This window comes from Pseudomonas sp. MMS21 TM103 (genome assembly GCF_022132145.1).
In the GTDB taxonomy this organism is placed as follows: Bacteria; Pseudomonadota; Gammaproteobacteria; order Pseudomonadales; family Pseudomonadaceae; genus Aquipseudomonas.
Window position 1 is genome coordinate 188,839 of the sequence record NZ_JAJISP010000001.1, and the last position, 23,989, is coordinate 212,827.

The window sequence follows — 23,989 nt, forward strand, 5'->3', positions numbered from 1 at the left end:
GGGTTTAAATTCAGGAGATACAAATATCCCCTCCCGCCCAACAGTGATTAGATGGAGCTCTTGATTAATCCGGTGGTAGTGAATTCTGTATAACCCCACACCACCCTGTCCTCTATTAAATAAAAATTACCTGCTAATCAATGCATTAGGCCATCAGCGCGAGCCTTGATCCGTACTCGTTTGATCACCGCATTTCGCTCTACCACTGGGCCAGGCCTTTACCCGAGTGTAGAGCCCGCTGGGCTAACCTGCGACTCAGTCCCGATCGGCCTGCAACGCTTCCAGCACCCCGCGATAAAGCGTCTGCAGCCGCTGCGCGTCCTCTGCGTCCAGCTGCTCTTGCTCCAACCGGCGGGCGAACACCTCCTCCACGCTCAGTTCGTCCAGGGTTTCCCGGGCTTGGCCCTGCAACGCGGCCACGGCATTGCCGCGCTCGCGTCGGATGCGCAGCACCTCGACCGGCAAGCCCTCGCACAGCGCGGCGATGCGCAGCTGCAGGTCGCTGAGGTAGTCATCGGTGCTCACCAGCACTTCCAGCCACACCGGTAACGCGCTGCTGCCCTGCTGTGCGGCCTCGACAATCGCCGGTTCCAGTTCCTTGAGCGATCCGCGCACGGACAGCAGGGGCTGGAAACGCGGCACCGGCAAGGCCGTGATGCCACGCAAGCCACTGCCATCCAGTTCGACCAGCAACACCTCCTTCTGCTGCCGGGCCTCATCGAAACTCAACGGGATCGGCGAGCCGCAATAGCGGATATGCTCCAGGCCGCCAACTTTCTGCGGCCGGTGGATATGCCCCAGGGCGATATAGGCCGCCGGCGGGAAGGCGCTGGTGGGGAAGGCCTCCAGGCTGCCGACGTAGATCTCGCGTACCGACTCGCTGGCGCTGGCGCCGACCGTGGTCAGATGCCCCGTAGCGATGATCGGCACGTCGCCGCCCAGCTCGGCGCGCATGCCGAGCGCCAGGGCATACAGCGCCTGGTAATGCTGCTGGATCGCCTGCTGCAACGACAGCTGCTTGTTCTGCGCACTCTGCCCGGCCTGGCTCTGCAGCACATCGCGCGGGCGGATAAAGGGGATGCCGCAGAGAATCGCCCCGGGCGCGCCGTCACGCCGGTGCAGCACCAGCAGTTGTTCGCGCAGATCCGCACAGACGCCGGGGATCACCCGGGTATCCAGCTGCGCCAGCAGGGTCTTGCTCTCGCCGAGCATGGCCACCGAATCGTGGTTGCCGCCGAGCACCACCAGCTCGCAGCCGCTGCCGCGCAGCTCGACGATAAAGCGGTTGTACTGCTCGCGGGCGTAGCTGGGCGGCGCGCCGGTGTCGAACACATCGCCGGCGATCAGCAGCGCATCGACCTCATGCGCGTGCACCTGCTCGATCAGCCAGGCGCAGAAGGCCTGGTGCTCGGCCTGGCGGGTCTTGCCCATGAAGTGCTGGCCGAGGTGCCAGTCGGAGGTGTGGAGGATGCGCATGCTCAAGCAATGCCCTTAGCTAGACGGCGGATGAAGGTGCGAACCATGTCATTTCTCTCCGGCCGAGCGCAAATCGGCCTCAACTGCGCCGGCCATCCGAGGCGCTGCCAGCGCCTTAATCACTGGCGCCAGAAACACACTCAGTGATGCCACTTTGCCATTGCGCACTGCCAAAACACGCCCTAAGATCGCCTCGCCCGCTCGCGGGCAAAGGATTAATCCACATAAAGGGAAGCACTACTGAAATGCGCAAACTCAACGTTCGATTCGCCTTGATCCCAGCTGCACTCGCCATTTTGAGTGGATGCGCCAGCATCGTCAGTGACTCGCAGTACCCCGTCAGCGTAATCACCACCCCTGCCGGCGCCACTTTCGAAGTCCGTAACCGCGCTGGCGATGTGATCCATTCGGGTACAACTCCAGGCAGCGTTACGCTCAAATCTGGCGCGGGTTACTTCAAGGGTGAGACTTACACCATCGCCTTTCGCAAAGAAGGCTTTGCCGATCAGCAAACCACGCTGAACTCCAGCCTGGATGGCTGGTACTGGGGCAACATCATCTTTGGTGGACTGATCGGCATGCTGGCCGTCGATCCCGCCACAGGCGCCATGTACAAGCTTCCAGAAAATACCGCGACGAGCCTGGCTCCGGTAACCGCAGACGCAAAAACCGCCGACAGCCTGACGCTAATCACCGTCGATCAGGTGCCCGAGGCACTGCGCGATCAACTGGTGCAGATAAACTAAACCTGCCAGCCGGAGCCTGGCTCCGGCTACCGCCCAGCTTGCGCGGCCCCCGCCTTCGTTTCATTTCAAGTCGTAGCGGTTACGCTCCGCTCACATTGCCCAATCCTTGACCACCACATGGGTCTTGACCTTCTGCATCCCGGGGTAGTTTTCGATCTCCCCGCGGATCTCGCTGAAGCGCTGCATCGAGGCGGCTTCGATATACACCAGCATGTCGGTCTCGCCGCTGATACCGCTGCAGCGACGTACTTCGCTGAAGCTGCGCATGCGCTCCACGTAGTTTTCGCAGCGCCCACCCTGATAGAACAACTCCAGGTAGGCCTTGATGCCCGCATCGGCCGGGTGGGCGATCTGGGCATGGTAGCCGCTGATGATGCCGCGCTGCTCCAGCTGGCGAATGCGCTCGCTCACCGCGGAACGCGACAGGTTGACTTCACGGGCAATCTGACTCACCGGCACACGCGCATCGGCGCGCAACAGGGCGAGAATCTGCTGATCGAACTTGTCCACTTGGGCTCTCGGGCAAAAGGCAATATGACAGTCAATTCCGCCAGTTCGTCGGACAAAGCCGACGCTTCGCCAGCATCCAGCAACAGGCGGGCGAATTATCATGACGAACGAAACCTCAGAGCATACAACATGAGCCGCCTGAACCAAGAACTGGGCCTGCTGCAGGGCATTGGCCTGCTGAGCACCTCGCTACTGGGCACCGGCATTTTTGTCGTGCCGGCGCTGGCCGCCACCGCGGCTGGCGAGGCTTCGCTGTGGGCCTGGATGATCCTCATTGCCCTGGTCCTGCCGATCGCCTTCACCTTCGCCCAGCTGGGCCGGCACTACCCCCATGCAGGCGGTGCGCCGCACTTGATCGGCCGCGCCTTCGGCCCGCGCATGGAGCGCCTCAGCGCCTGGCTGTTCCTCGCCGTGCTGCCGGTCGGCTTGCCGGCGGCACTGAATATCGCCAGCGGGTTCTGGCAGGCGGTGGTCGACTTGAGTCGCGGCCAGGCGCTGACCATCCAGCTCGCCACCCTCGGCGCCATCCTGCTGCTCGGCCAGCGCCCGGCCAAGGCCTCAGGGCTGGTGCAGGGCCTGATCGCCGTGGCGATTGTCGGCAGTGTCGGCCTGATCTGGTGGGTCGGCGACTTGCCGCTCAACAGTCAGCCGCTGCTGCCGCCGATCACGGGCTCCTGGCACCTGCTGCCCGCCGCGCTGGGGGTGATGTTCTGGTGTTTCGTCGGCATCGAGGCATTCACCCACATGGGCGAGGAATTCAAGCGTCCCGAGCGCGACTTTCCCCTGGCCCTGCTGCTCGGCGTACTACTTGCAGGCCTGGTGTACTGGGCCTGCTCGGTCGCGGTGCTGAGCTTTCAGGCATACGGCAATGTGCACAGCGACGCCGCCTCGCTGCCGCGCCTGTTCGACCTGCTGCTCGGCGAGCGGGCGCGCTGGCTGATCGCGCTGGTCGGCTACCTGGCCTGCTTCGCCTCGATGAATGTCTATATCCAGGGTTTTGCCCGGCTGATCTGGAGCCTGGCCGACGAAGGCAAGCTGCCCGCCCGCCTCGCCCAGCGCAATCACCACGGCGTGCCGGCCCGCGCCCTGCTGCTGGTGGTCCTGAGCTGCGCCCTGTGCGCGAGCCTGGCCGGCCTGTTCAACCTCTCGGTGGACGACCTGATCCGCTACGCCAACGGCAACTTCGTGGTCATCTACCTGCTGAGCATGGCCGCCGGCTGGGCACTGCTGCGCGGCGTCTGGCGCTGGCTCGCCGGCTTCAGCGCGCTGCTCTGCACCCTGGTGCTGTTGATGCTGGGTGTGGATGCCTGGTATGCCCTGGGGCTATTGGCCGTGCTGGCGGCACTCGATTACCTGCGCAACCCGCCGATGCAGACGGCAAAGGTGACCTGAGGCCCAAGAAGCTTCTATCCTTGGGGCGAACCCGCCGAAAGGAAGCCCCATGCCTCGCGTACTCACCGACCTGAAGATCATGTTGCTGGCCAATCTGTGGATAGTCCCAGTGGTCGCCGCACTGGTCGGCGCGGTGTTCTATTTCGTTGCCCCGCCGCCGCCGATGCACGCCAGCATGGCCACCGGCGCAGAGGGGGGCAATTACCGGATATTTGCCGAGAAACTCAAGACGCAACTGGCCAGGGAAGGCTTCGAGCTGACCCTGGTGCCCAGCGCCGGCTCGCGGGACAACCTCGAGCGACTGTTGGCGCAGGAGAGTCAGGTCGAGATCGCTTTGGTGCAGAGCGGCCTGGAGCGCCAGCTCAGCGCCGCCGACAAAACCCGCCTGCAAAGCCTGGGGGCGGTGTATCAGGAACCGCTGTGGCTGTTCTACCGCAAGGACATTGCCCTCGATCGCATCGCCGATCTGCTGCCGCTGCGCCTGGCCCTGGGTAGCGTCGGCAGCGGCACCCGCTCGGCCAGCGAGGCGATTCTCGCCGCCAATGCCATCGACCCGCAGCAGTACTCCGCGAACTGGCAGGATCTGGGCGGCAACAAGGCCGCCGCCGCCCTCAGCGCCGGCGAACTGGACGCCGCCTTTTTCGTCGGTCCGGCGGAGAATGCCCGGGTTCAGCAGCTGGCCGCCAATCCCGATCTGCGCCTGGCCAACTTCCGCCGCGCCGCCGCCTATGAAGCCCGCCTGCCGTTCTTCAAGCGGGTGACTATCGAGGAAGGTCTGCTCAACCTGGCGCTGAACAGTCCGCCACAGACCACCGTCACCCTGTCACCGGTAGCCACCCTGGTGATCAACCAGAACTTTCACCCGGGCCTGGTGCCGCTGTTCCTCGAGGCGAGCCGCGAGGTGATGAAGGACGGCACCCTGCTGGATCAGGCCGGCGCCTTCCCCAGCGCCGTGCCACGCACCTTCGAACTGTCCAGCGATGCCGAGCACTACTACAAGAGTGGTCTACCGCTGCTGCAGCGCTACCTGCCATTTCGCATCGCATCCTTGGCCGACCGCTACATCATCCTGCTGATCCCGCTGATCGTGGTGCTGGTACCGCTGCTCAAGGCGGTCGGCCCGCTGTATCGCTGGCGCATCCGCGCGCGCATCTACCGCTGGTACAAACACCTGCGCGAGATCGACCGGCAACTGGATGCCGGCACCCTGCCGGAACGCCTGGGCAGCGAGATCGAGCGCCTGGAACAGCTGCAGGACGAACTGGCCAAGGTCGAGGTGCCGCTGTCTTACTCCAACGAACTGTACGAGCTGCATGTGCACCTGCGCTATGTGATCGAACGATTGCAGACCTTGCAGCAGCGACGGGCGACCGAGGCCGAGACACTCGGGTAAACTGCGCAGCATTCCCGGGGCAGCGAAACCGGCCATCGCCCGTTGTCTGCGCCCCCGTTCACCGCTGAAGATTTTTGAGAGGCCGTCCATGCCGATCCGCCACTGCATCGTCCACCTGATCGACAAGAAACCCGATGGCACGCCCGCCGTGCTGCACGCCCGCGACAGCGAACTGGCTGCCTCGCAGGCCATCGAGAACATGCTCGCCGACCTCAACGAGAGCTACAACGCCAAGCAGGGCAAGGCCTGGGGCCTGTTTCACGCCGAATCCGGCGCCTACCCGTTCAGTGGTTGGCTGAAGCACTACCTCGACGCTGGCCAGGACTTCGCCGCGTTCAGCCGCCAGGCGGTCGAGCATCTGCAGAAGCTGATGGAGGAGTCCAACCTGTCCACCGGCGGCCACGTGCTGTTCGCCCACTACCAGCAAGGCATGACCGATTACCTGGTGATCGCCCTGCTGCATCACAGCGACGGCGTGGCGGTCAACGATGCACTCGACGTGACCGCCGCCAAGCATTTGGACCTGAGCCAGTTGCACCTGGCGGCGCGGATCAACATTTCCGAATGGCAGAACAACGCCAACTCCAAGCAGTACATCTCCTTTATCAAGGGCAAGAACGGCAAGAAGGTTTCGGAGTACTTCCGCGACTTCATCGGCTGCCAGGAAGGCGTCGACGGGCCGGGCGAAACCCGCACCCTGCTGAAAGCCTTCAGCGACTTCGTCGAAAGCGAGGATCTGCCGGAAGAAGCGGCGCGGGAAAAAACCAAGACCCTGGTCGACTACGCCAGCAGCCAGGCCAAGATCGGCGAGCCCATGGGCTTGCAGGAACTCTCCGGGCTGATCGACGAAGAGCGCCCGCGGGCGTTCTACGAGCATATCCGCAACAAGGACTACGGCCTGTCGCCGGAGATCCCGGCGGACAAGCGCACGCTCAGCCAGTTTCAGCGTTTCACCGGTCGCGCCGAAGGCCTGTCGATCAGCTTCGAAGCCCATCTGCTCGGCTCGAAAGTCGAATACGACGAGAGCCAGGGCACCCTGACCCTGCGCAACCTGCCGACCCAACTGACCGACCAGCTGAAACGCCGCAAGGACTGAAAGACTGAGCGCCGATGGCGGCCATCCGCGGGTGCTCGCGCCGATGCTGTGTTTGATGGTTTCATGACCTGCGAGGCACCGCGCCATGTCACGCCTGCCCGACAGTGTGCTCGACGACTGCCTGCTCGATCCGGCGGCCCCTTTTGCCCAGGATCCGGCGCGCGACTTCGGCCTGGAGAGAAAGACCGCGCAACTGGCCTTGGCCGAACTGCGCGCCTGGCTCAACGATCAGCAGCGCCGGCTCTGGGCCAACGGCCAGGACGCCCTGCTGCTGGTGCTGCAAGGCCCGGACTGCGCCGGCAAAGACGGCGTGATCAGGCGCGTGCTCAACAGCATTGACCCGCAAGGCCTGCGCCTGCACAGTTTCAAGCAACCGGATGCCTGCGAGCGACGGCATGATTTCCTCTGGCGCTATCGGCGGCGGCTGCCCGCTCCCGGGTTGCTCGGGGTGTTCAACCGCAGTTACTACGAAGGCCTGGCCAGCGACCTGTTCGACGGCCTGATCGGCACCGCCGAGTTACCCGCTCGACTGCAGCGCGTGCTGGCCCTGGAAGCGGGCCTGCCGGCGCAGCGCCTGCATCCGCTCAAGTGCTACCTGCAGATCTCCCGGGACGAGCAGAAGGCCCGCCTGCTGCAACGCCTGCAGCGCCCGGACAAGCGCTGGAAACTGCGCACCAGTGATCTGCTGGCCTACCGCAACTACGAGCTGCGCCAGCAACACTGGAGCGAGCTGCTGAGCGCCAGCCACAGCGAACAGGCACCCTGGTATGTGCTGCCGGCCGAACATCGTTGGCTGCGCGACTGGTTGCTGGCCAGCCTGCTGGCCCGCGAATTCGAACGCCTGCACCTCGAATGGCCGGATCGCCCTGCGCCTTTCACGGTGGACGATCTGCAAGGCGCGGACTAGGGCCCCTTCCCGCGGCTCGCCCGATCAAGCAGCGCGAGGCGCGCCATGAGCCGGTGCGCCCTAGGGCAGCGCTGCGCAACTGAAGCCGCAGCGGCGTACTCAATCCCAAGCACCACGGACTGCTACAGTCAGAAGTAATGGTTCCACCGTCTGCGCCGAGGAGTCGGGGATGAAACCGCCCTGCAACCAAGCAGGCCCTGCGACCCAGTGTCGCCGCCTGTTGGTGTACGCCACGCTATGCCTGGCACTGCTGGCCGGCGTGGCGAGCATGGCCACTGAAGAACCGCCACCGGAAGCCCTGCTCAGCGACAGCGCCCGGTTCGTCGCCGTGAATACCGGGTTCACCCTCTCCCACGAAATGGGTCACATGCTGATCGCCGAGCTGAATCTTCCGGTGCTCGGCCGCGAGGAGGATGCCGCCGATCAACTCGGCTTCATCAGCCTGTTCCTCTCCATCGGGCGTCAGCGCGACCCCGGTTTCTACGCCAAACTGCTGGACATCGCCGATTACTGGCGGCTGGAATGGCAACGGGCGAAGCCGGGGGATGAGCAAGTGTACGCCTGGGCCAGCCATAGCCTCGACGCCCAGCGTTTCTACAACTTGGCCTGCCTGATCTACGGCAGCGATCCGGATCGGCTGGAATGGGTACCCAAGATCACCGGTTTGCCGGTGGAGCGCGCTCTCTACTGCGACCAGGAATACGCCCAGGTGCGCAAGGCGTTGAGCTGGGTCGAGCAACTGCACGGTCGACGCCCCGGCGAGTCGATTGGCCATCGGATCCGGGTGATCTACGAGCCGCCGAATCTGCGCCCGGAAGAGAGTCAGCGTCTGCTTGAACAGATCCGCCGCTCTGGCGAAGTGGAGGCCATCGCCGCCCGCGCCAGCGAGACTTACCGACTGCCCCGTGACCTGGTACTGCGCCTGGTCAGCTGCGGCGCACCCGACGCCTGGTACAGCCGCACCGGCGGCGAACTGGTGCTGTGCTACGAACGCCTGGCACATTTCCAGCTACTGGCCTTGCAGTTACCGCACCTGCGCCAGGCGGCCATCCAAGCCTGCGACAGCTGTCGCAGGCCTTAGGGTCTGTTGCCGTTTCGTTGCGAGCCGCGTTGCCGCGACAAATTACGTCAGGCAAGGCGCAGGACGCCGGTAATGGTCGCTCCCTTGCCAAGTCCTGCAACACCGCCTGACGTAATTTGCCGCGCAACCCTACGGGCCGGGCCGGCTTTTGTGCGCCGCTGCGTTTCTCGTCGCTCATTTGGAACAACCAAACTACGCTCCTCGTGCCTTGCCGCGCGCAAAAACCGGCTCCGGCGCGGCCGCGACGAAACGGCAACAGACCCTGGGCTAGTGCGCCTCAGCGCGCCTCGATGCGAAAGCCCATGCGCGGGAAATGCACATGCACAAGTCCGGCACGCGGATCTGCGCGACGCAGGATCAGCTCTTCGCTGCCACAGAACAACAACTCGCCCTCGACCGGATCGACGCCGTAATCGATGGCCGCAATGGCCACCTGCTGGCCGAGCGTGAAACCATTCGGGTCAGTCAATGCCTCGTCGGGAAGGGCTGCAGGGGTGGCCTCACGCGCGATCGCCACGGCTTCTTCACCGCTCATCTCGCTGTGCGCACCATGGCCGAAGCCCAGCACCCGGCCGAGCCAGGCCGCCACGGCCGGATACTCGTCAACCAGCGGTGCAGTGACCGGGGTACCACGCAGGAACCACAGCGGATGGGCCATGGCGAAGTCGGCCAGCGACGGTTCGCCAAACAGGAAGTCACCCTGCTCACGCTCGAGTTGCTGCTGCAAACGGCTCATCAGCACCGGCCATTGATGCTTGGCCTGCTCCAGCGGCACGCGGCTGGCATTGCCGCCACTGAAGAGCGCGGTACGGTCGGCGATAAAGGTCTTGAGGAATTCCGGCGGCAGGCTACCGAAGCGCGCAGCGATGGACTCAGGCTGGAACACCAGGCTCACCGCATGCTGGAACACCAGCGCGCTGGCCCAGTGGGCGAAGCTGGCGACATTGAATTCCTGGCCTTCGGGGAACAACGCTGGCGTGGCTTTTTCCGCCTCCAGACGCCGGGCGATCAGCGCGGTATCGCAATAAATGTCGGCGCCGACCTGCAACACCGGCGTCTTGCGGTAGCCGCCGGTCAAGGCGGTCAGATCCGGCTTGGGCATCACCGCAGGGATCATCACCGAGCGCCAGGACAATTGCTTGAAGCCCAGCATCAGGCGCGTCATCTCGGCAAACGGCGAGGTGGGGTAATGGTGCAGGATCAACTCGTGCATGACAGGCTCCGCAACTATTCAGAAGACCCCAGCTTACCTGTGCACACCACTACGGCCTACCCACTCAGGGTGATAGCGTGTCATCAGCCACAGCGATAAGACTGCCGGCGGCCACCAGCACTTCCTTGGCCGGCTTGCCCAGGCGCTTGATCGCCCGCTCCCGGCGCAATGCATCGCCCTTGCCCGCGCAGGCTTCGATATAGACCAGTGCCTGCGCCGGGCTGGAATAGAAGAAACGGGCGCCTTTGCCGCTCTGATGCTGGGCGAAACGCCGCTGCGGGTTGTCGCTGATGCCGCAATACAGCGCGCCGTTCTGCGCCCGCACCAGGTAGACGAACCAGTTTTTGTCAGTGGCCTCAGTCATCGCCGGCACCACCCACCAACCGACTCAGGCGAACCATTCGCGGACCGTACGCCACAGGCAGATAGCGACGAAATAGACCGAGGCCAGACCCCAGACCGCCAGCAGCCAGGCCTGGTTGAGTGGGTACTGCACAATCAGCAAGGCACAGGCCGACATCCACACCAAGGTCACGCCGATATTCAGTGGCATGAACTGCTTGACCCGGAACGGGTGGAGAAACTTCATCGTGGTCAGGGTCAGACCCGACAACAGCACGATGGTGGCGAGGCTTAGCCAGGGGGCGAAGTCCAGCAGGTAGAGGTAGACGATCACCACATTCCAGGCCGCCGGGAAGCCGACGAAGTAGTTGTCCTTGCTCTTCATGCCGAGGTTGCAGAAGCAGAACAACGACGACAGCAGGATCACTGCGACCGATAGCAGCAGGCTGTACTCGGGCAGGGGGATGAAGCGATAGATGAAGATCGCCGGGATGAACACATAGGTGAGGTAGTCGATCACCAGGTCCAGGGTCGATCCATCGAAGTGCGGCAACACCACCTTGACGTTGAATTTGCGGGCCAGGGTGCCGTCCAGACCATCGACCAGCAAGGCCAATCCCAACCAGAGCAGACAGACCTGCGGCCGACCATCGAGCACGGCCAACAAGGCCAGCAAGGCCAGAATCACCCCACTGGCGGTGACCGCATGCGCGCCCCAAGCCTTGGCTTTTCTGGCGGACAGCACTATTACACTCATGATCAGGCTTCCTGGCGCGCGGGCTCTTCTCTGGCGGCTGGAGAACCACTGCACTCGGTGAGTGCCGCGTTCAGCAACGGTCTGTTATTCAACGAATGGCTCAAGTTTACGAGCTGCGCCTGATGTCGCCGGTGGTTCAGACCAGAAAGCCTACCATTAGGTTCGCTATTGCGGCTAAAAGCCCTGCATCGAGGGTTATCGTGAGGCCCTGAACTGCGCCAAGCCCTTGGCCGCCTGACGGCGAATGGCGCGCTGCACCGGCGGCGCCCAGCCCAGCAACAGCCCCTTCATCCCCAAGGCCTGACGCGCCCAACGCCACAGGTCGAAATGGTCGCGGTGCTCGACGATTGTGCCGTCGCGAAAGACGAAATGGGCCTCGATGCGGTTGACCACCGAATTGCCGGTCTGACTGAACAGGTAGGTCGCCACCCACTGCGCACGGCCCTGGCGCTCATCGGCCTGGACATGGTCGAAGGTCAGCGAAAAATTTTGCGCGCGCGCCGTCAGCATTCGCCACATGTCCGCCGCCTCACGGCCGCGCAGATCCTCGAACACCGGGTCACTGAAGCGCACCTCCTCGGCATAGCACGACGCCATGGCCTCGGCGTCACGCTGCTGGAAGGCCTGGTAGAAACGGCTGATGAGTTCGGCGTTGGGGTGAGTCATGGAAACGGCTCCAAGGGTAAGGTTGCCCTCAGTATTGCCGGCGAAGGGATCACTGGCGATTGGCGCGTACGCCAACCTTGTGTCAATAATCGCCACAAACCAGCAACGACTCACTCGCCATGCTCACCATCGCACTCTACGTCTGCCCGCAAACTGTCTGCTCCAGCCTGAGCATGGCCTGTGATGCCTTTGCCCTGGCCAACCGCCTGGCCGACAAGCCCCTGTTCAAGCTGCAGCGCTTCAGCCTGGATGCCCAGCCGGTCGACCTCGACTTCGCGCGGATCCAGGTCGACGGTGGCCTGGCACTGGCCGAACAGGCCGATCTGCTGATGCTGCCGGCCACCGGCAGCGCCATCGACCTGAGCCTCGCCGCCAATGCCGCCTTGCTGCCCTGGCTGGCGCAACGCCCGAGCAGCCAGGCAATCACCAGTCTGTGCAGCAGCGCCTTCCTGCTCGGCGCCGCCGGCCTGCTCGATGGCCGCCGGGCCACCACCCACTGGGCATTGGCCAGCCAGTTCCGCCAACGCTTCCCGCTGGCACGCCTGCAAATCGACGAACTGCTCTGCCACGACGGCAACCTGCACAGCTCAGGGGGCGCCCACGCCGGAGTCGATCTGTGCCTGTACCTGATTACCCGGCATGCCGGTGAGTGGCTCGCGCAACAAGTCGCCAACGCGCTGGTGTTCGACACCCAGCGCGGTCGCCAGTCCCGGTTTGCGCCGCTGCTGCCGGTCAGCAGCGCCGCTGACAGCCCACTGACCCCGCTGCTGGACTGGATGCAGCGCCATTACGCCGAGCCGATCGACCTCAAGCGCCTGGCCGCACAGGCCAATTGCTCGCCGCGCACCTTGTTGCGCCGCTTCAAGACGAGTACCGGACTGACGCCCAACGACTACCTGCAGCGCCTGCGCATCAGCGCCGCACAAAACGCCCTGCGCCTGCCCGCGCATTCACTGGAGCAGGTGGCCGAACAGGTCGGTTATGCCGATCGGGCGACCTTTGCCAAACTATTCAAGCAGCTCTGCGGCGAACCCCCGGGCGCATTCCGCCGGCGCATGCGCCAGGCGCCCTGAACGCCCGAACCGACCGGCGAGCATGGCCGGAGCGCGCGCCGGGGCGGCATTGAGCGCGCCTGTCAGCGCGCGTCGATTTGCTGCTGCAGGTTCTGGATCTGGTTCTGCAGGGTGCTGATAGTGCGGGTCATCTGCGCACGGAAGGCATCGAACTCGGCCGTGTTGCTTTTCGCCGCAGGGCGGTTGTCCAGTTCGCTGCGCAACACCAGCAGATCCTGCTCCAGACGGCCGATGGCCTGATTCGGATTGCCGATCTTTTTCAGCGCCGCGATCTCGTCACTCAGGCTTTGCAGTTGACCGTCGAGCTTGGCCGACCCGGCTTGCGCGGTTTTCAAGGCCGCCTGCTCGGCTTGCAACGACGCCTGGGCTTTTTTCAGCGCGGCCTGCTCGCTGCTCAGGCTTTTCAGGCTGCCATCGACTTGGCTGGTCGCGCCCTGCTGAGCCTTCAGTTCGGCGGCCAACTGCTCGATGCGCTTGTCCTGGCCACTCTGCTGACCGGCCACGCCCTGCTGCTGCTTGCTCAGTTCGGCCAGCTTGCTTTCCAGCTGCTTGACTTGCAGCTTGAGCGCTTCACTGCCGCTGGTGACCGTGGACTCGGTAGCCACCACCTTGCCGTTGATATCCTGGATACGCCCGGCAGCTTCCTCGCTGATACGCGCGAAGCTTTCTTGCGTGGCCACCAATTGCTGCTCCATCAGGCTGATCTGCTGAAAACTCCACCAGCCCAGCCCAGCGAGGGCGATCGTCAGGGCGCCGACCAATGCCCACAGCGCGCCAGTGCCGGCCGCCTTGGGTACTGCTGCCGTAGCGGTGCGCGATTGCGGCCGAAAGTCGGACTCCTGGTGACCCGTATCCAAATAATCACGATCACGCTGGTCGGTGGTCAGGCTGGGCACATGATCGATTTCGTCGTGGGCATCGTTACGCATGAGTAAACCTTTAGAAAACACTGAAGACACGAAATGCCGGCCAGTATAACGGTTAGCGCGCGACGCTTCAGCGTCGCGCCAAGCCAGTGCAAGGCGCACCGACGCAGAGCGCGGCACTGGCACAGAGACCGGCTGCAGGGCGCGCAGTTCCGCGTCATGTGAGCTGGTATGCGCTTTGCATTTATCTCTGGGCGACGCACCCACAGCGCTCGGGGTCAGGATCAATGGCGCTGGAGGCGGCGAGCTGAACGGTTTCTACCGACAGAACGAGCTTCGTGTCCTTCAGGATGAGGGACACCAGCCCACTCCACGCACAGGGGAAGGCATATGGAACTGAACAGAGAAGTGTTGGATTGCATGAAGCGTTTGCGCCGCAGGCTGCGCGAGGAACTGGCAGTGGATATCCGCATGAGCCAGCCGGATGCGATCAGCAGCATGCTCAGCGCTTGCCTGACGTCGACCAGCGAAGAGACGCGCCAGCTCGGCCAGCTCCTCGCCCAGTACAGTGATCGACCGTTCGCCCCTGCGGCCGAGGGTTCGACGCCCCGCTTGCAGGCTGGCCGTCCACGGCTGATTGAAGACCCTCAGGCCAAACCGCCGAGCGGTTCGCTGCGCATGTACCGCGGCCAGCGGGTCTACGCCTGAGAGGCTGCAGCCTGGACTGAGAGTCTTCAGCCGGGATGCTGGGCCTTCCACCACAGACAGAACTCATCCAGCGCCGTCCACAGGCTGACCTGCGGCTCATAGTCCAGGTACTGGCGGGCACGGCTGATATCCAGAGAAAAATCCTTGGCCATCAGCGCCACCCCCAGGCGAAACAGGGTTGGCTCGGGGCGACCAGGCAGCAGCTTGCACAGCCCTTCGTTGAGCGCCGCGGCGCCATAAGCCAGGGCGTAGGGCAAATGCCGGGTCGCCGGCGGCAGCTCGAGCTGGCGCAACACATAATTGATCGCATCCCACAAAGGGACCGGTGCGCCGTTGCTGATGTTGTAGGCCTTGCCCAGCGCCGGCTCGGCAGCCAGCAGGCAGCTGAACAAGGCGTCGTTGAGATTCTGCATGCTGGTGAAGTCGACCCGGTTCAGGCCGTTGCCGATGATCGACAGGCGTCCCTTGCGCTGCATATTGATCAAGCGGGGAAATAGGCTGGTATCGCCGGCCCCCGTGACCGAGCGCGGGCGCAAGGCCAGAACCTCGAGACCGAACTCCTGGGCGGCGAATACCTGCTGTTCGGCCAGGTACTTGGTCTTGCCGTAATGATCGAAGAAATGCGTGGGCAGCTGATCTTCCTTGATCGCCACGTGCGACTGGCCATCGAAATAGATCGACGGCGAGGACAGGTGCACCAAGCGCCGCACGCGCTGCTTCAAACAGCCGTCAATCACGTTCTCGGTCACCACCACATTGGCCTGATAGAAGTGCTGATAGCTGCCCCACACGCCAACGGCACCGGCGCAGTGCACCACCGCCTCGACGTCATGGCAGAGCCGCTGCACCAGCTCGGGGTCGGACAAGTCACCCTGAATGAACTCGGCGCCGCGCTTGACCAAGTGCTCCACCCCCTCTGCGCGGCGACCATTGATCCGCACGCTCAAGCCCTGCTCCAAGGCAAAGCGGGCGAAGCGTCCGCCGATAAAGCCACTTGCACCGGTAACCAGAATCTTCATTGCCACTCCCCGCCGTACTTGACCGTCTGCGCACTCTAGCAGTGCCGACGCGGGCTCGCCGTGTCGCAACTCGCCAGAACAGCGACCGGGCGAACCAGGCGGCTGCCACCGGGATAAACGACAGCCGGCATATAGCTACTACGCTGTTATGCAACGCATCCCCCACAGGAGTCAGGCATGACCGCGAGCAACTGGATGATCTACGGCGCCAACGGTTACACCGGCCACCTGCTGGCCGCCGAAGCGCAACGCCAGGGCCTGACGCCGATTCTGGCCGGCCGCAACCCGGCGGCGGTGCATGCCCTGGGCAGCTTGCTTGGCCTGGAATGCCGGATATTCGACATTGCCCAGCCCGAGCGTGCGCGCGAGGCACTGGCCGACGTAGCACTGGTCGTCCACTGCGCCGGCCCCTTTTCCGCCACCAGCGCACCGATGCTCGATGCCTGCCTGGCCAGCGCGACCCATTATGTCGATATCACCGGCGAGATTGGCGTGTTCGAAGCGGCTCACGGCCGTGACCGGCAAGCCCGAGAGGCCGGCCTGGTGGTCTGCCCCGGCGTTGGCTTCGACGTTATCCCCAGTGATTGCCTGGCCGCCTGCCTGCACCAGGCGCTGCCCGATGCCAGCCACCTGGCACTGGGTTTCGACAGCGTCAGCGGCCTGTCGCCGGGCACCGCCAAGACCCTGGTGGAGGGCTTCAAGTTCGGCGGCAAGGTGCGCCGCGCGGGCATCATCACCGATGTGCCGCTGGGCTATAGGCGCCGCCGGATCGACTTCGGCCGCGGCGAAAAATCCGCGGTCAGCATTCCCTGGGGCGACGTGGCGACGGCCTATTACTCGACCGGCATCGACAACATCGAGGTCTACCTGTCTGCCCCGCCGGCCCTGGCCATCGGCATGCGCCTGTTCGACCCGCTGCGCCCGCTGCTTGGCCTGGATGGCGTCCAGCACTGGCTCAAGCGCCTGGTCGACCAGCGCGTTTCGGGCCCTGACCAGGCCACCCGCGAGCAGCAGCGCACCTGGCTGTGGGGCGAGGTACGCAACGCCGCTGGCGAGATGAGAACCGCCCACCTGGAAACGGCCAACGGCTATGAGGTGACCGTGCATGGCGCGCTGCTGGCGGTACGTCACCTGCTCGCCTACAGCGGCCCCGGCGGCTACTTCACCCCATCCCGGTTGCTCGGCGATCGCTGCGTGGAGCAACTGCCCGGATTGGGCAAGATCATCATTGCCTGAGTACCCGGCTGGGTGGATTGCGCCCAGCCGGAGAGCCATCCGCCGTCAAGCACCGCATCGGTGCAAGGCGCGCTCACCTTGCCCTGAGCCAGCGAGCACCCGCCCCCTCTGTTCCGTCGACGCCGCGCGCCTCCCGACCCTGCGCAGCCAGGCAGGACGGCGACTGCACGAGTGCCGCTGCTTATTTTTTACACTCGTCAAGTAATTCGCACGAATCTTGCAGAATATTCAACAGCCCTCTCACTGTGTAACCCTTCTACCCGCGGAGCCACCCGAACATGCCATTACGCCTCAGACTCGCCCTCAGCTACCTGGCAATTGGCCTGATTCCGGTGCTCGCCATGGCTTTTACCGCCTACCACCAGGCCAGCCAGGCGCTCCAGGAGCAGACCCTCAACGCCCTGGAGGCTGTCGCGAATATCAAACAGCGGCAATTGCTGGACAACTGGCAGTCTCGCCACAACCAGCTCAGCACCCTGGCCAGCAACCTGGCCACCAGTTATCAAGGCCTGAACGATGCGGCTCTGGTCAGCGCGGCCAATTACGACCGGCCGATCTTCGAGAACTTCATCAAGACCTTCGGTTTCAGCGAGCTGAAACTGATCGACAGCGACGCCCGCGTGATCTTCAGCGTGCAGCGCGGCACCGACTACCAGCAGAACCTCGACGACGGTGCATGGCGCGACCTGCCCATGGCCCGGCTGGCCAAGGCCGCCCTGAGCAGCCAGCAGATCCAGATCGGCGACCTGGTGGTCAACCCGCAGAGCGGCGAACCCAGCCAGTTCCTGGCTGCGCCGATCATCTCCGACGGTGAGCTACTGGCCCTGCTGATGCTGGAACTGCCGATCACCCCGCTCAATCAGGTGATGCAGACCCGCCAGGGTCTCGGCGAAGCCGGGGAGACCTATCTGGTTGGGGCCGACGGCCTGCTGCGCTCCGACTCGGCACGCTTCGCCGAGCAACGGGTCAGCCGCGGCGAGCAGCCGGGCACTACACTCGCCGGCGCTGCAATCGCCCAGGCCCTGCAGGGACAGCAGGGCCGCCTGGCCGAACCTGGCCTGGACGGCCAGGCGGCCTTCAAGGCGTTCGTGCCGCTCGAGTTTGGTGGCCAGCACTGGGCGTTGATCGCCGAGATGGACCAGGCCCAGGCTTTTGCCGCGGTGCGCCAGCTGATGTGGCAGATGCTGGTACTCGGTCTGCTGACCATTGGCGCGGTGGCCCTGGCGACCTGGCTGGTCAGTCGGAGCGTGATGCGCCCCCTGGGCGGCGAGCCGAGCAGCATGGCGGCCCTGGCCCGCAGTCTGGCCGCGGGCGAACTGCGCCTGCCCGCGCAGGCGGCCGGTCACAGTGGTCTGATGCAGGCCCTGCATGAAATGGCCGGGGCCTGGCGCACGGTCATCGAACAGCTGCGCCACGCCAGCCAAGCGGTCGGCGATGCCAGTGGCGATATCCTCGGCGCCGCCGGCCAGACCAGCAGCCGCCTCGACCAGCAGCAGGAAGCGCTGGAGATGGTGGTCAGTGCGGTCGACCAGATGGCCGCCACCGTGCAGGAGATCGCCGCCAATGCCAGCCAGAGCGCCGATGGCAGCGCCGCGGCGCGCGAGGCCTTCACCACCATGCAGGACACCCTGCAGCGCATGATCGGCCGCCAGGACCAGCTGCTCGCCGGGCTGCGCCAGGCCGACGGCGTGGTGCACACCCTGGCCGCCAGCAGCCAGCAGGTCGGTTCGGTGCTGGCGGTGATTCGCGGCATCGCCGAGCAGACCAACCTGCTCGCCCTCAATGCCGCCATCGAGGCAGCCCGCGCTGGCGAACAGGGTCGCGGCTTTGCCGTGGTCGCCGACGAGGTGCGCAGCCTGGCCCTGCGCACCCGTACCGCCACCGAAGAAATCGAGCAGACCATCGCCAGCATCGGTGCCTCCTCCAACGAGGCGCAGAGCTGCATGCAGGGCTCGACCGCGCAGGCCCAGGCTTTGGAGGAGGAGACCCAGGCCGTGCTCGGCTCGCTCGCCCACCTCGACGACTCGCTGCAGGGCGTGCATGCCCTGGCCTTCCAGATCGCCGCGGCCGCCGAGCAGCAGGCGGCAACCACCCAGGAGGTCAATCAGCACATGCATCGCCTGCACCAGATGACCGGGGAAAACCGCCAGACCGCGGCCCATACCCGCGACTGCGGCGAGCACCTGAAGAAGGTCGCCAGCAGCCAGCAGCAGCTGGTGGCGCACTTCCAGCTCTAAACCGCGGGCGTCACCAGCCAGGCCTTCGCCGCCTGCCGCAGGTGGCGGGTCAGCGTCGCCATCAGTTCGCCGCCGTTGCGCCAGTGGTGCCAGTACAGCGGCACGTCCAGTGGCCGTCCCGGGAGGATTTCCTGCAGGGCACCGCTGGCCAGCGCCGGCTCGACCTGCAGTTCGGGCACCAGCCCCCAACCCAGGCCGGCACTGATCAAGCGCACGAAGCCCTCGGAGGACGGGCACAGGTGATGGGCGAAGCCGCCCGCCACGCCCAGGCCGGCCAGGTAGCGATGCTGCAGCTGGTCATCCGGGCCGAACACGATCGCCGGCACCCGCGCCAACTGCTGCGCCATCACGCCGTCCGGGAAGTGCCGGGCGATGAAGACCGGACTGGCCAGCGCCCGATAGCGCATGGCGCCCAACGCCAGCGAGCGGGCGCCGGCCAACGGACGTTCGGCGGCGCAGACGCAACCAGCCACCTCGCCGGCGCGCATGCGTTTGAGACCGACCTCCTGATCCTCCACCACCAGGTCCAGCAGGACCCGCTGCTCGGCGCAGAACTCGCCCAGCGCCGGCGCCCACCAGGTCGCCAGGCTGTCGGCATTGAGGGCGAGGCGCAGGCGCTCGGGCAGGCCGCCCTCGTCCAGCGCCGGCACCTGGTCCTGCAGGTCGCGCTCAAGCAGGCGCACCTGCTGCACGTGGTTGAGCAGGCGGCGACCGATCTCGGTCGCCGTCGGCGGCGTCGCGCGCACCAGCACCGGCTGGCCGACCCGTGCCTCGAGCAGCTTGATCCGCTGCGACACCGCCGACTGCGACAGGCCCAGCACCTGGGCGGCGCGCTCGAATCCGGCCTGCTCCACCACGGCAGCCAGGGCCGCCAGCAGCTTGTAGTCGAACAAATCACTTCTCCTAATGTGCGATTAGCAATATTGCTTTTTCTTATACAGGCGAACCCCGCAGACTGGCCACACCCAAACCACTGACCAGGGACCTGACCATGATCGGGGAAACCTCACTACCCACCCTGCTACGCAGCATGCAACCGCTGCTGAATGCCGGCGACTACGTCTTTTGCTGCATCAGCGACCCGAGCCGACTCCAGGGCGTGCAGCCACTGGGCAGCTTCCACGAGCGCGAGGGGCTGACCGTCATACTGCCGCGCCAGCAGGCCGAGCAACTGGGCCTGGACTTCGACTACGTGGCCGCCTGGCTGACCCTCGAGGTGCATTCGGCGCTCAGCGCGGTGGGCCTCACCGCTGCGGTAGCCAGCACCCTGGCCGAGGCCGGGATCAGCTGCAATGTGATCGCCGGCTACTACCACGACCACCTGTTCGTCGCCGCCGCCGATGGCCACCGTGCACAAGCACTGCTGCGCCAGTTGGCCGAACAAGGGGAGTGAGCGCCATGTGGCAGAGCTACAGCAATGGCTTGTTGGTCGCCGCCGGACTGATCATCGCCCTCGGCGCGCAAAATGCCTTCGTTCTGGCGCAAAGCCTGCGCCGCGAACATCACCTGCCGGTGGCCCTGCTCTGCGTGGCCTGCGATGCCCTGCTGGTGACTGCCGGGGTATTCGGGCTGGCCGCGCTGCTGGCGCAGAGCCCCCTGCTACTGGGCGTCGCCCGTTGGGGCGGCGCGGCCTTCCTGCTCTGGTACGGCGCCCAGGCCCTGCTGCGCGCCTGCCGGCCGCAGGGGCTCGAACAAACAGCAGAAGCCACCCCGCGTTCGTTGCGTGCCGTGCTGTTGGCGGCACTGGCGGTGACCCTGCTCAACCCCCATGTGTATCTCGACACAGTGCTGTTGATCGGCTCGCTCGGCGCCCAGCAAAGTGTGCCCGGGGCCTACGCCATGGGCGCTGCCAGTGCCTCGCTGATCTGGTTCCTCAGCCTCGCCCTCGGCGCCGCCTGGCTGGCCCCGCAACTGGCACGACCGCTAACCTGGCGCCTGATCGACCTGGCCGTGGCCTTGATGATGTTTGCCATCGCCTGGCAGTTGCTGGCCGCTCCCGCCGCTGCCTGAGTTAGGTGTCCGACAAGCCCGGGCTGGCTGCTTCAACTTGGTTTTCCACACAGTTCCCGCGTGTTTAAGCCGCGGACCCAATGCTATGATTCCGGGCTCGCGGCGCAAAGAGATAACCCCCGCCGCAGATATGGCCGCCCGTGATCGGCTTCGCGAACACCGCACCTGACCTGATTAGGAGATCAACCATGGCTTTCGAATTGCCGCCACTGCCGTACGCACATGACGCTCTGCAGCCGCACATTTCCCAGGAAACCCTGGAATACCACCACGACAAGCACCACAACACCTATGTCGTGAACCTGAACAACCTGGTGCCTGGCACCGAGTTCGAAGGCAAAACCCTGGAAGAGATCGTCAAGACCTCTTCGGGCGGCATCTTCAACAACGCCGCTCAAGTCTGGAACCACACCTTCTACTGGAACTGCATGAAGCCCAACGGCGGCGGTCAACCGACCGGCGCCCTGGCCGATGCGATCAACGCAGCCTTCGGTTCCTTCGACAAGTTCAAGGAAGAGTTCAGCAAAGTATCCATCGGCACCTTCGGTTCCGGCTGGGGCTGGCTGGTGAAGAAAGCCGACGGTTCCCTGGCCCTGGCCAGCACCATCGGCGCCGGCAACCCGCTGACCAGCGGCGACACCCCGCTGCTGACCTGCGACGTCTGGGAACACGCCTACTACATCGACTACCGCAACATGCGGCCGAAGTATGTCGAAGCGTTCTGGAACTTGGTCAACTGGGACTTCGTAGCCAACAACTACGCCGCCTGAGACCTGCCATTGCGTGGCCCTCAGGGTCCGCGCAAGTAGTAAAAAAAGCCCGGCTTCGCGCCGGGCTTTTACTTTCCACGGCGCGCCGCACAGTCGCGTTACCCGATGGCAGTGCCACCCGCACCTCGCCCTGACTACAGAGCAGGATCGATGCCGGACTCGACATGCCAGCCGGTTCGCCGGGCAGGCCGCGACGCAGTGGTCAATGAACGAAATCTGCAGCTACCGCTCAAGTATTAGGCCCATCGCACCGACATACTGGAGAGGCTGCCAACACCCTGCCGCAACCGTGCCAGCGCGGTTCACCCGGTAGACTGTTGGGTATTGATGTAATGGCCCTTTGACGGCAACCGCGAGTTTGCTAATACTCACAGCGGTCTGACGCCTCTGGCATCGAACAAGGAACCGCCATTTGAAGCTGGAACTCAAGAACAGCCTGTCTCTGAAGCTGCTACGTGTAGTGCTGCTTTCGGCGCTTGCCGTTGGGGTGGTATTGAGCTGCGCGCAAATTGTCTTCGATGCTTACAAGACCCGCCAGGCAGTGACCAACGATGCCCAGCGCATTCTCGGCATGTTTCGCGACCCCTCGACCCAGGCGGTTTACAGTCTGGATCGCGAAATGGGCATGCAGGTCATCGAAGGCCTGTTCCAGCACGAATCGGTACGGGTGGCGTCCATCGGCCATCCCAACGAGCCAATGCTTGCGGAAAAGTCCCGCGACCTGGCGCCACTGCCCACCCGCTGGCTGACCGACCCGATTCTCGGCCAGGAACAGAATTTCACCACCAAGCTGGTGGGCCGCGGCCCCTACAGCGAGTATTACGGCGACCTCAGCATTACCCTCGACACCGCGCGCTACGGCGAGAGTTTCATCACCAGCTCGGTGGTCATCTTCATTGCCGGGGTGCTCCGCGCGCTGGCCATGGGCCTGGTGCTGTACCTGGTCTACCATTGGCTCTTGACCAAACCCCTGTCGAAAATCATCGAGCACCTCAGTCAGATCAACCCGGATCGACCCAGCGCACACAAGCTGCCGATGCTCGCCGGCAACGAGAAAAACGAACTGGGCCTGTGGATCAACACGGCCAATCAGTTGCTCTCATCCATCGAGCGCAACACGCACCTGCGCCGCGAAGCGGAAAACAGCCTGCTGCGTATGGCGCAGTACGACTTCCTCACTGGCCTGCCGAACCGGCAACAACTGCAACAGCAACTCGACCAGATCCTCCATGATGCCGGCCGCCTGCAGCGCCGGGTTGCCATACTTTGCGTCGGCCTGGACGACTTCAAGGGCATCAACGAACAGTTCAGCTACCAGACCGGCGACCAGTTACTCCTGGCCCTGTCCGACCGCCTGCGCAGCCACAGCGGTCGCCTCGGCGCCCTGGCCCGCCTGGGTGGTGACCAGTTCGCCCTGGTGCAAGCCGACATCGAGCAGCCCTATGAAGCCGCCGAGCTGGCGCAAAGCATCCTCGATGACCTGGAGCGTCCTTTCATGCTCGATCAACAGGAAGTGCGCCTGCGCGCCACCATCGGCATCACCCTGTTCCCGGAAGACGGCGACAGCACCGAGAAGCTGCTGCAGAAAGCCGAACAGACCATGACCCTGGCCAAAAGCCGCTCGCGCAATCGCTACCAGTTCTATATCGCCAGCGTCGACAGCGAGATGCGCCGTCGCCGTGAGCTGGAGAAGGACCTGCGCGAAGCCCTGGCCCTCAACCAACTGTTCATGGTGTATCAACCCCAGGTGGACTACCGCGATCACCGGATAGTCGGGGTCGAGGCGCTGCTGCGCTGGCAGCATCCGCAACACGGCCTGGTACCGCCGGACCTGTTCATCCCGCTAGCCGAGCAGAATGGCACCATCATCGCGATCGGCGAGTGGGTCCTCGACCAGTCCTGCAGACAACTGCGCGAATGGCACGACCAGGGCTTCAGCGAGCTGCGCATGGCAATCAACCTGTCCACCGTGCAGTTGCATCACGCCGAACTGCCGCGGGTGGTCAACAACCTGATGCAGGTCTATCGCCTGCCACCGCGCAGCCTGGAACTGGAAGTCACCGAAACCGGCCTGATGGAAGACATCACCACCGCAGCCCAGCACCTGCTCAGCCTGCGCCGCTCCGGGGCACTGATCGCGATTGACGACTTCGGCACCGGCTACTCCTCGCTGAGTTACCTGAAAAGCCTGCCGCTGGACAAGATCAAGATCGACAAGAGCTTCGTCCAGGATCTGCTCGATGACGAAGACGACGCCACCATCGTGCGTGCCATCATCCAGCTCGGCAAGAGCCTGGGCATGCAGGTAATCGCCGAGGGCGTGGAAACGGTCGAGCAAGAGACCTATATCATTGCCCAGGGCTGCAACGAAGGTCAGGGCTACTTCTACAGCAAACCGCTGCCGGCCCGCGAACTGCTGCTCTTTCTCAAGCAGTCCCGGCGCATCAACCAGGCCGTCACCAACCCGGCCACCCTGTAGGCACCGGCTGCA

At 64.5% G+C, this 23,989-nt stretch carries 23 protein-coding genes; 14 read left to right on the plus strand and 9 right to left on the minus strand.

Annotated elements, in window-relative coordinates:
• Positions 1-255: 255 nt before the first annotated feature.
• The gene (gene sbcD, locus LJY18_RS00910) at positions 256-1,476 is read right to left on the minus strand and encodes an exonuclease subunit SbcD (protein WP_238039842.1); all 1,221 of its coding nucleotides are present in this window, start codon (positions 1,474-1,476) and stop codon (positions 256-258) included.
• 245 nt (positions 1,477-1,721) lie between these two features.
• Here sbcD and LJY18_RS00915 point away from each other — a divergent pair, with 245 nt between their 5' ends.
• The gene (locus LJY18_RS00915) at positions 1,722-2,222 is read left to right on the plus strand and encodes a hypothetical protein (RefSeq protein ID WP_238039843.1); all 501 of its coding nucleotides are present in this window, start codon (positions 1,722-1,724) and stop codon (positions 2,220-2,222) included.
• A gap of 90 nt (positions 2,223-2,312) precedes the next feature.
• Here LJY18_RS00915 and LJY18_RS00920 read toward each other — a convergent pair whose 3' ends face one another.
• Positions 2,313-2,732 carry an Lrp/AsnC family transcriptional regulator gene (locus tag LJY18_RS00920; protein ID WP_238039845.1) on the minus strand — a complete coding sequence of 140 codons (420 nt, stop codon included), beginning with the start codon at positions 2,730-2,732 and terminating at the stop codon, positions 2,313-2,315.
• Positions 2,733-2,861: 129 nt separating this feature from the next.
• Between LJY18_RS00920 and yjeH the strand changes: the two genes are divergently transcribed.
• The 5 genes from yjeH to LJY18_RS00945 all read left to right on the plus strand — a co-directional run bounded on the left by yjeH (position 2,862) and on the right by LJY18_RS00945 (position 8,601).
• The gene (yjeH, locus tag LJY18_RS00925) at positions 2,862-4,124 is read left to right on the plus strand and encodes an L-methionine/branched-chain amino acid transporter (protein WP_238039847.1); all 1,263 of its coding nucleotides are present in this window, start codon (positions 2,862-2,864) and stop codon (positions 4,122-4,124) included.
• A gap of 49 nt (positions 4,125-4,173) precedes the next feature.
• Complete coding sequence (locus tag LJY18_RS00930) at positions 4,174-5,517, plus strand: TAXI family TRAP transporter solute-binding subunit (RefSeq protein ID WP_238039848.1); 1,344 nt, start codon at positions 4,174-4,176, stop codon at positions 5,515-5,517.
• Positions 5,518-5,605: 88 nt separating this feature from the next.
• Positions 5,606-6,613 (plus strand): nucleoid-associated protein YejK, encoded by a 1,008-nt coding sequence (gene yejK, locus LJY18_RS00935; RefSeq protein WP_238039849.1) that lies wholly within the window; start codon positions 5,606-5,608, stop codon positions 6,611-6,613.
• A gap of 85 nt (positions 6,614-6,698) precedes the next feature.
• Complete coding sequence (locus LJY18_RS00940) at positions 6,699-7,520, plus strand: hypothetical protein (protein WP_238039850.1); 822 nt, start codon at positions 6,699-6,701, stop codon at positions 7,518-7,520.
• 169 nt (positions 7,521-7,689) lie between these two features.
• Positions 7,690-8,601, plus strand: coding sequence for a DUF4344 domain-containing metallopeptidase (locus tag LJY18_RS00945; RefSeq protein WP_238039851.1), 912 nt, complete (start codon positions 7,690-7,692; stop codon positions 8,599-8,601).
• A gap of 277 nt (positions 8,602-8,878) precedes the next feature.
• On the opposite strand, the gene LJY18_RS00950 is transcribed toward LJY18_RS00945, so the two are convergent.
• The 4 genes from LJY18_RS00950 to LJY18_RS00965 form a co-directional block, all read right to left on the minus strand.
• A complete protein-coding gene (locus tag LJY18_RS00950) occupies positions 8,879-9,814 on the minus strand; it encodes a glutathione S-transferase family protein (protein WP_238039852.1) in 936 nt (311 codons plus the stop codon).
• A 64-nt stretch (positions 9,815-9,878) separates the two neighbouring features.
• The gene (locus tag LJY18_RS00955) at positions 9,879-10,178 is read right to left on the minus strand and encodes a GIY-YIG nuclease family protein (RefSeq protein WP_238039853.1); all 300 of its coding nucleotides are present in this window, start codon (positions 10,176-10,178) and stop codon (positions 9,879-9,881) included.
• A gap of 24 nt (positions 10,179-10,202) precedes the next feature.
• Positions 10,203-10,913, minus strand: coding sequence for a phosphatidylcholine synthase (gene pcsA, locus LJY18_RS00960; protein ID WP_238039856.1), 711 nt, complete (start codon positions 10,911-10,913; stop codon positions 10,203-10,205).
• A 195-nt stretch (positions 10,914-11,108) separates the two neighbouring features.
• Positions 11,109-11,579 (minus strand): nuclear transport factor 2 family protein, encoded by a 471-nt coding sequence (locus LJY18_RS00965; RefSeq protein WP_238039857.1) that lies wholly within the window; start codon positions 11,577-11,579, stop codon positions 11,109-11,111.
• Between the two features lie 119 nt (positions 11,580-11,698).
• Between LJY18_RS00965 and LJY18_RS00970 the strand changes: the two genes are divergently transcribed.
• Positions 11,699-12,652 carry a GlxA family transcriptional regulator gene (locus tag LJY18_RS00970; RefSeq protein ID WP_238039858.1) on the plus strand — a complete coding sequence of 318 codons (954 nt, stop codon included), beginning with the start codon at positions 11,699-11,701 and terminating at the stop codon, positions 12,650-12,652.
• A 62-nt stretch (positions 12,653-12,714) separates the two neighbouring features.
• On the opposite strand, the gene LJY18_RS00975 is transcribed toward LJY18_RS00970, so the two are convergent.
• On the minus strand, positions 12,715-13,581 hold the full coding sequence (locus tag LJY18_RS00975) for an ATPase (protein WP_238039859.1): 867 nt from the start codon (positions 13,579-13,581) through the stop codon (positions 12,715-12,717).
• Between the two features lie 327 nt (positions 13,582-13,908).
• On the opposite strand from LJY18_RS00975, the gene LJY18_RS00980 reads away from it, so the two are divergent.
• Positions 13,909-14,226, plus strand: a complete 318-nt coding sequence (locus LJY18_RS00980) for a hypothetical protein (RefSeq protein ID WP_238039860.1) — start codon at positions 13,909-13,911, stop codon at positions 14,224-14,226.
• Between the two features lie 26 nt (positions 14,227-14,252).
• Here LJY18_RS00980 and LJY18_RS00985 read toward each other — a convergent pair whose 3' ends face one another.
• A complete protein-coding gene (locus LJY18_RS00985) occupies positions 14,253-15,245 on the minus strand; it encodes an NAD-dependent epimerase/dehydratase family protein (RefSeq protein WP_238039862.1) in 993 nt (330 codons plus the stop codon).
• A 177-nt stretch (positions 15,246-15,422) separates the two neighbouring features.
• Between LJY18_RS00985 and LJY18_RS00990 the strand changes: the two genes are divergently transcribed.
• On the plus strand, positions 15,423-16,481 hold the full coding sequence (locus tag LJY18_RS00990; protein WP_238039864.1) for a saccharopine dehydrogenase family protein: 1,059 nt from the start codon (positions 15,423-15,425) through the stop codon (positions 16,479-16,481).
• A gap of 278 nt (positions 16,482-16,759) precedes the next feature.
• Complete coding sequence (locus LJY18_RS00995; RefSeq protein ID WP_238039865.1) at positions 16,760-18,718, plus strand: methyl-accepting chemotaxis protein; 1,959 nt, start codon at positions 16,760-16,762, stop codon at positions 18,716-18,718.
• Here the strand turns inward: LJY18_RS00995 and LJY18_RS01000 are convergent.
• Positions 18,715-19,611 (minus strand): LysR family transcriptional regulator ArgP, encoded by an 897-nt coding sequence (locus LJY18_RS01000; RefSeq protein WP_238039867.1) that lies wholly within the window; start codon positions 19,609-19,611, stop codon positions 18,715-18,717. The genes LJY18_RS00995 and LJY18_RS01000 overlap by 4 nt on opposite strands.
• A gap of 98 nt (positions 19,612-19,709) precedes the next feature.
• Here LJY18_RS01000 and LJY18_RS01005 point away from each other — a divergent pair, with 98 nt between their 5' ends.
• The 4 genes from LJY18_RS01005 (at position 19,710) to LJY18_RS01020 (ending at position 23,977) form a co-directional block, all read left to right on the plus strand.
• Positions 19,710-20,111: an ACT domain-containing protein gene (locus LJY18_RS01005; RefSeq protein WP_238039868.1), complete on the plus strand. Its 402-nt coding sequence runs from the start codon at positions 19,710-19,712 to the stop codon at positions 20,109-20,111.
• A 5-nt stretch (positions 20,112-20,116) separates the two neighbouring features.
• The gene (locus LJY18_RS01010) at positions 20,117-20,728 is read left to right on the plus strand and encodes a LysE/ArgO family amino acid transporter (RefSeq protein WP_238039869.1); all 612 of its coding nucleotides are present in this window, start codon (positions 20,117-20,119) and stop codon (positions 20,726-20,728) included.
• A gap of 188 nt (positions 20,729-20,916) precedes the next feature.
• A complete protein-coding gene (locus tag LJY18_RS01015; protein ID WP_238039871.1) occupies positions 20,917-21,498 on the plus strand; it encodes a superoxide dismutase in 582 nt (193 codons plus the stop codon).
• 412 nt (positions 21,499-21,910) lie between these two features.
• A complete protein-coding gene (locus LJY18_RS01020) occupies positions 21,911-23,977 on the plus strand; it encodes a putative bifunctional diguanylate cyclase/phosphodiesterase (RefSeq protein WP_238039875.1) in 2,067 nt (688 codons plus the stop codon).
• The last annotated feature ends 12 nt before the right edge of the window (positions 23,978-23,989 follow it).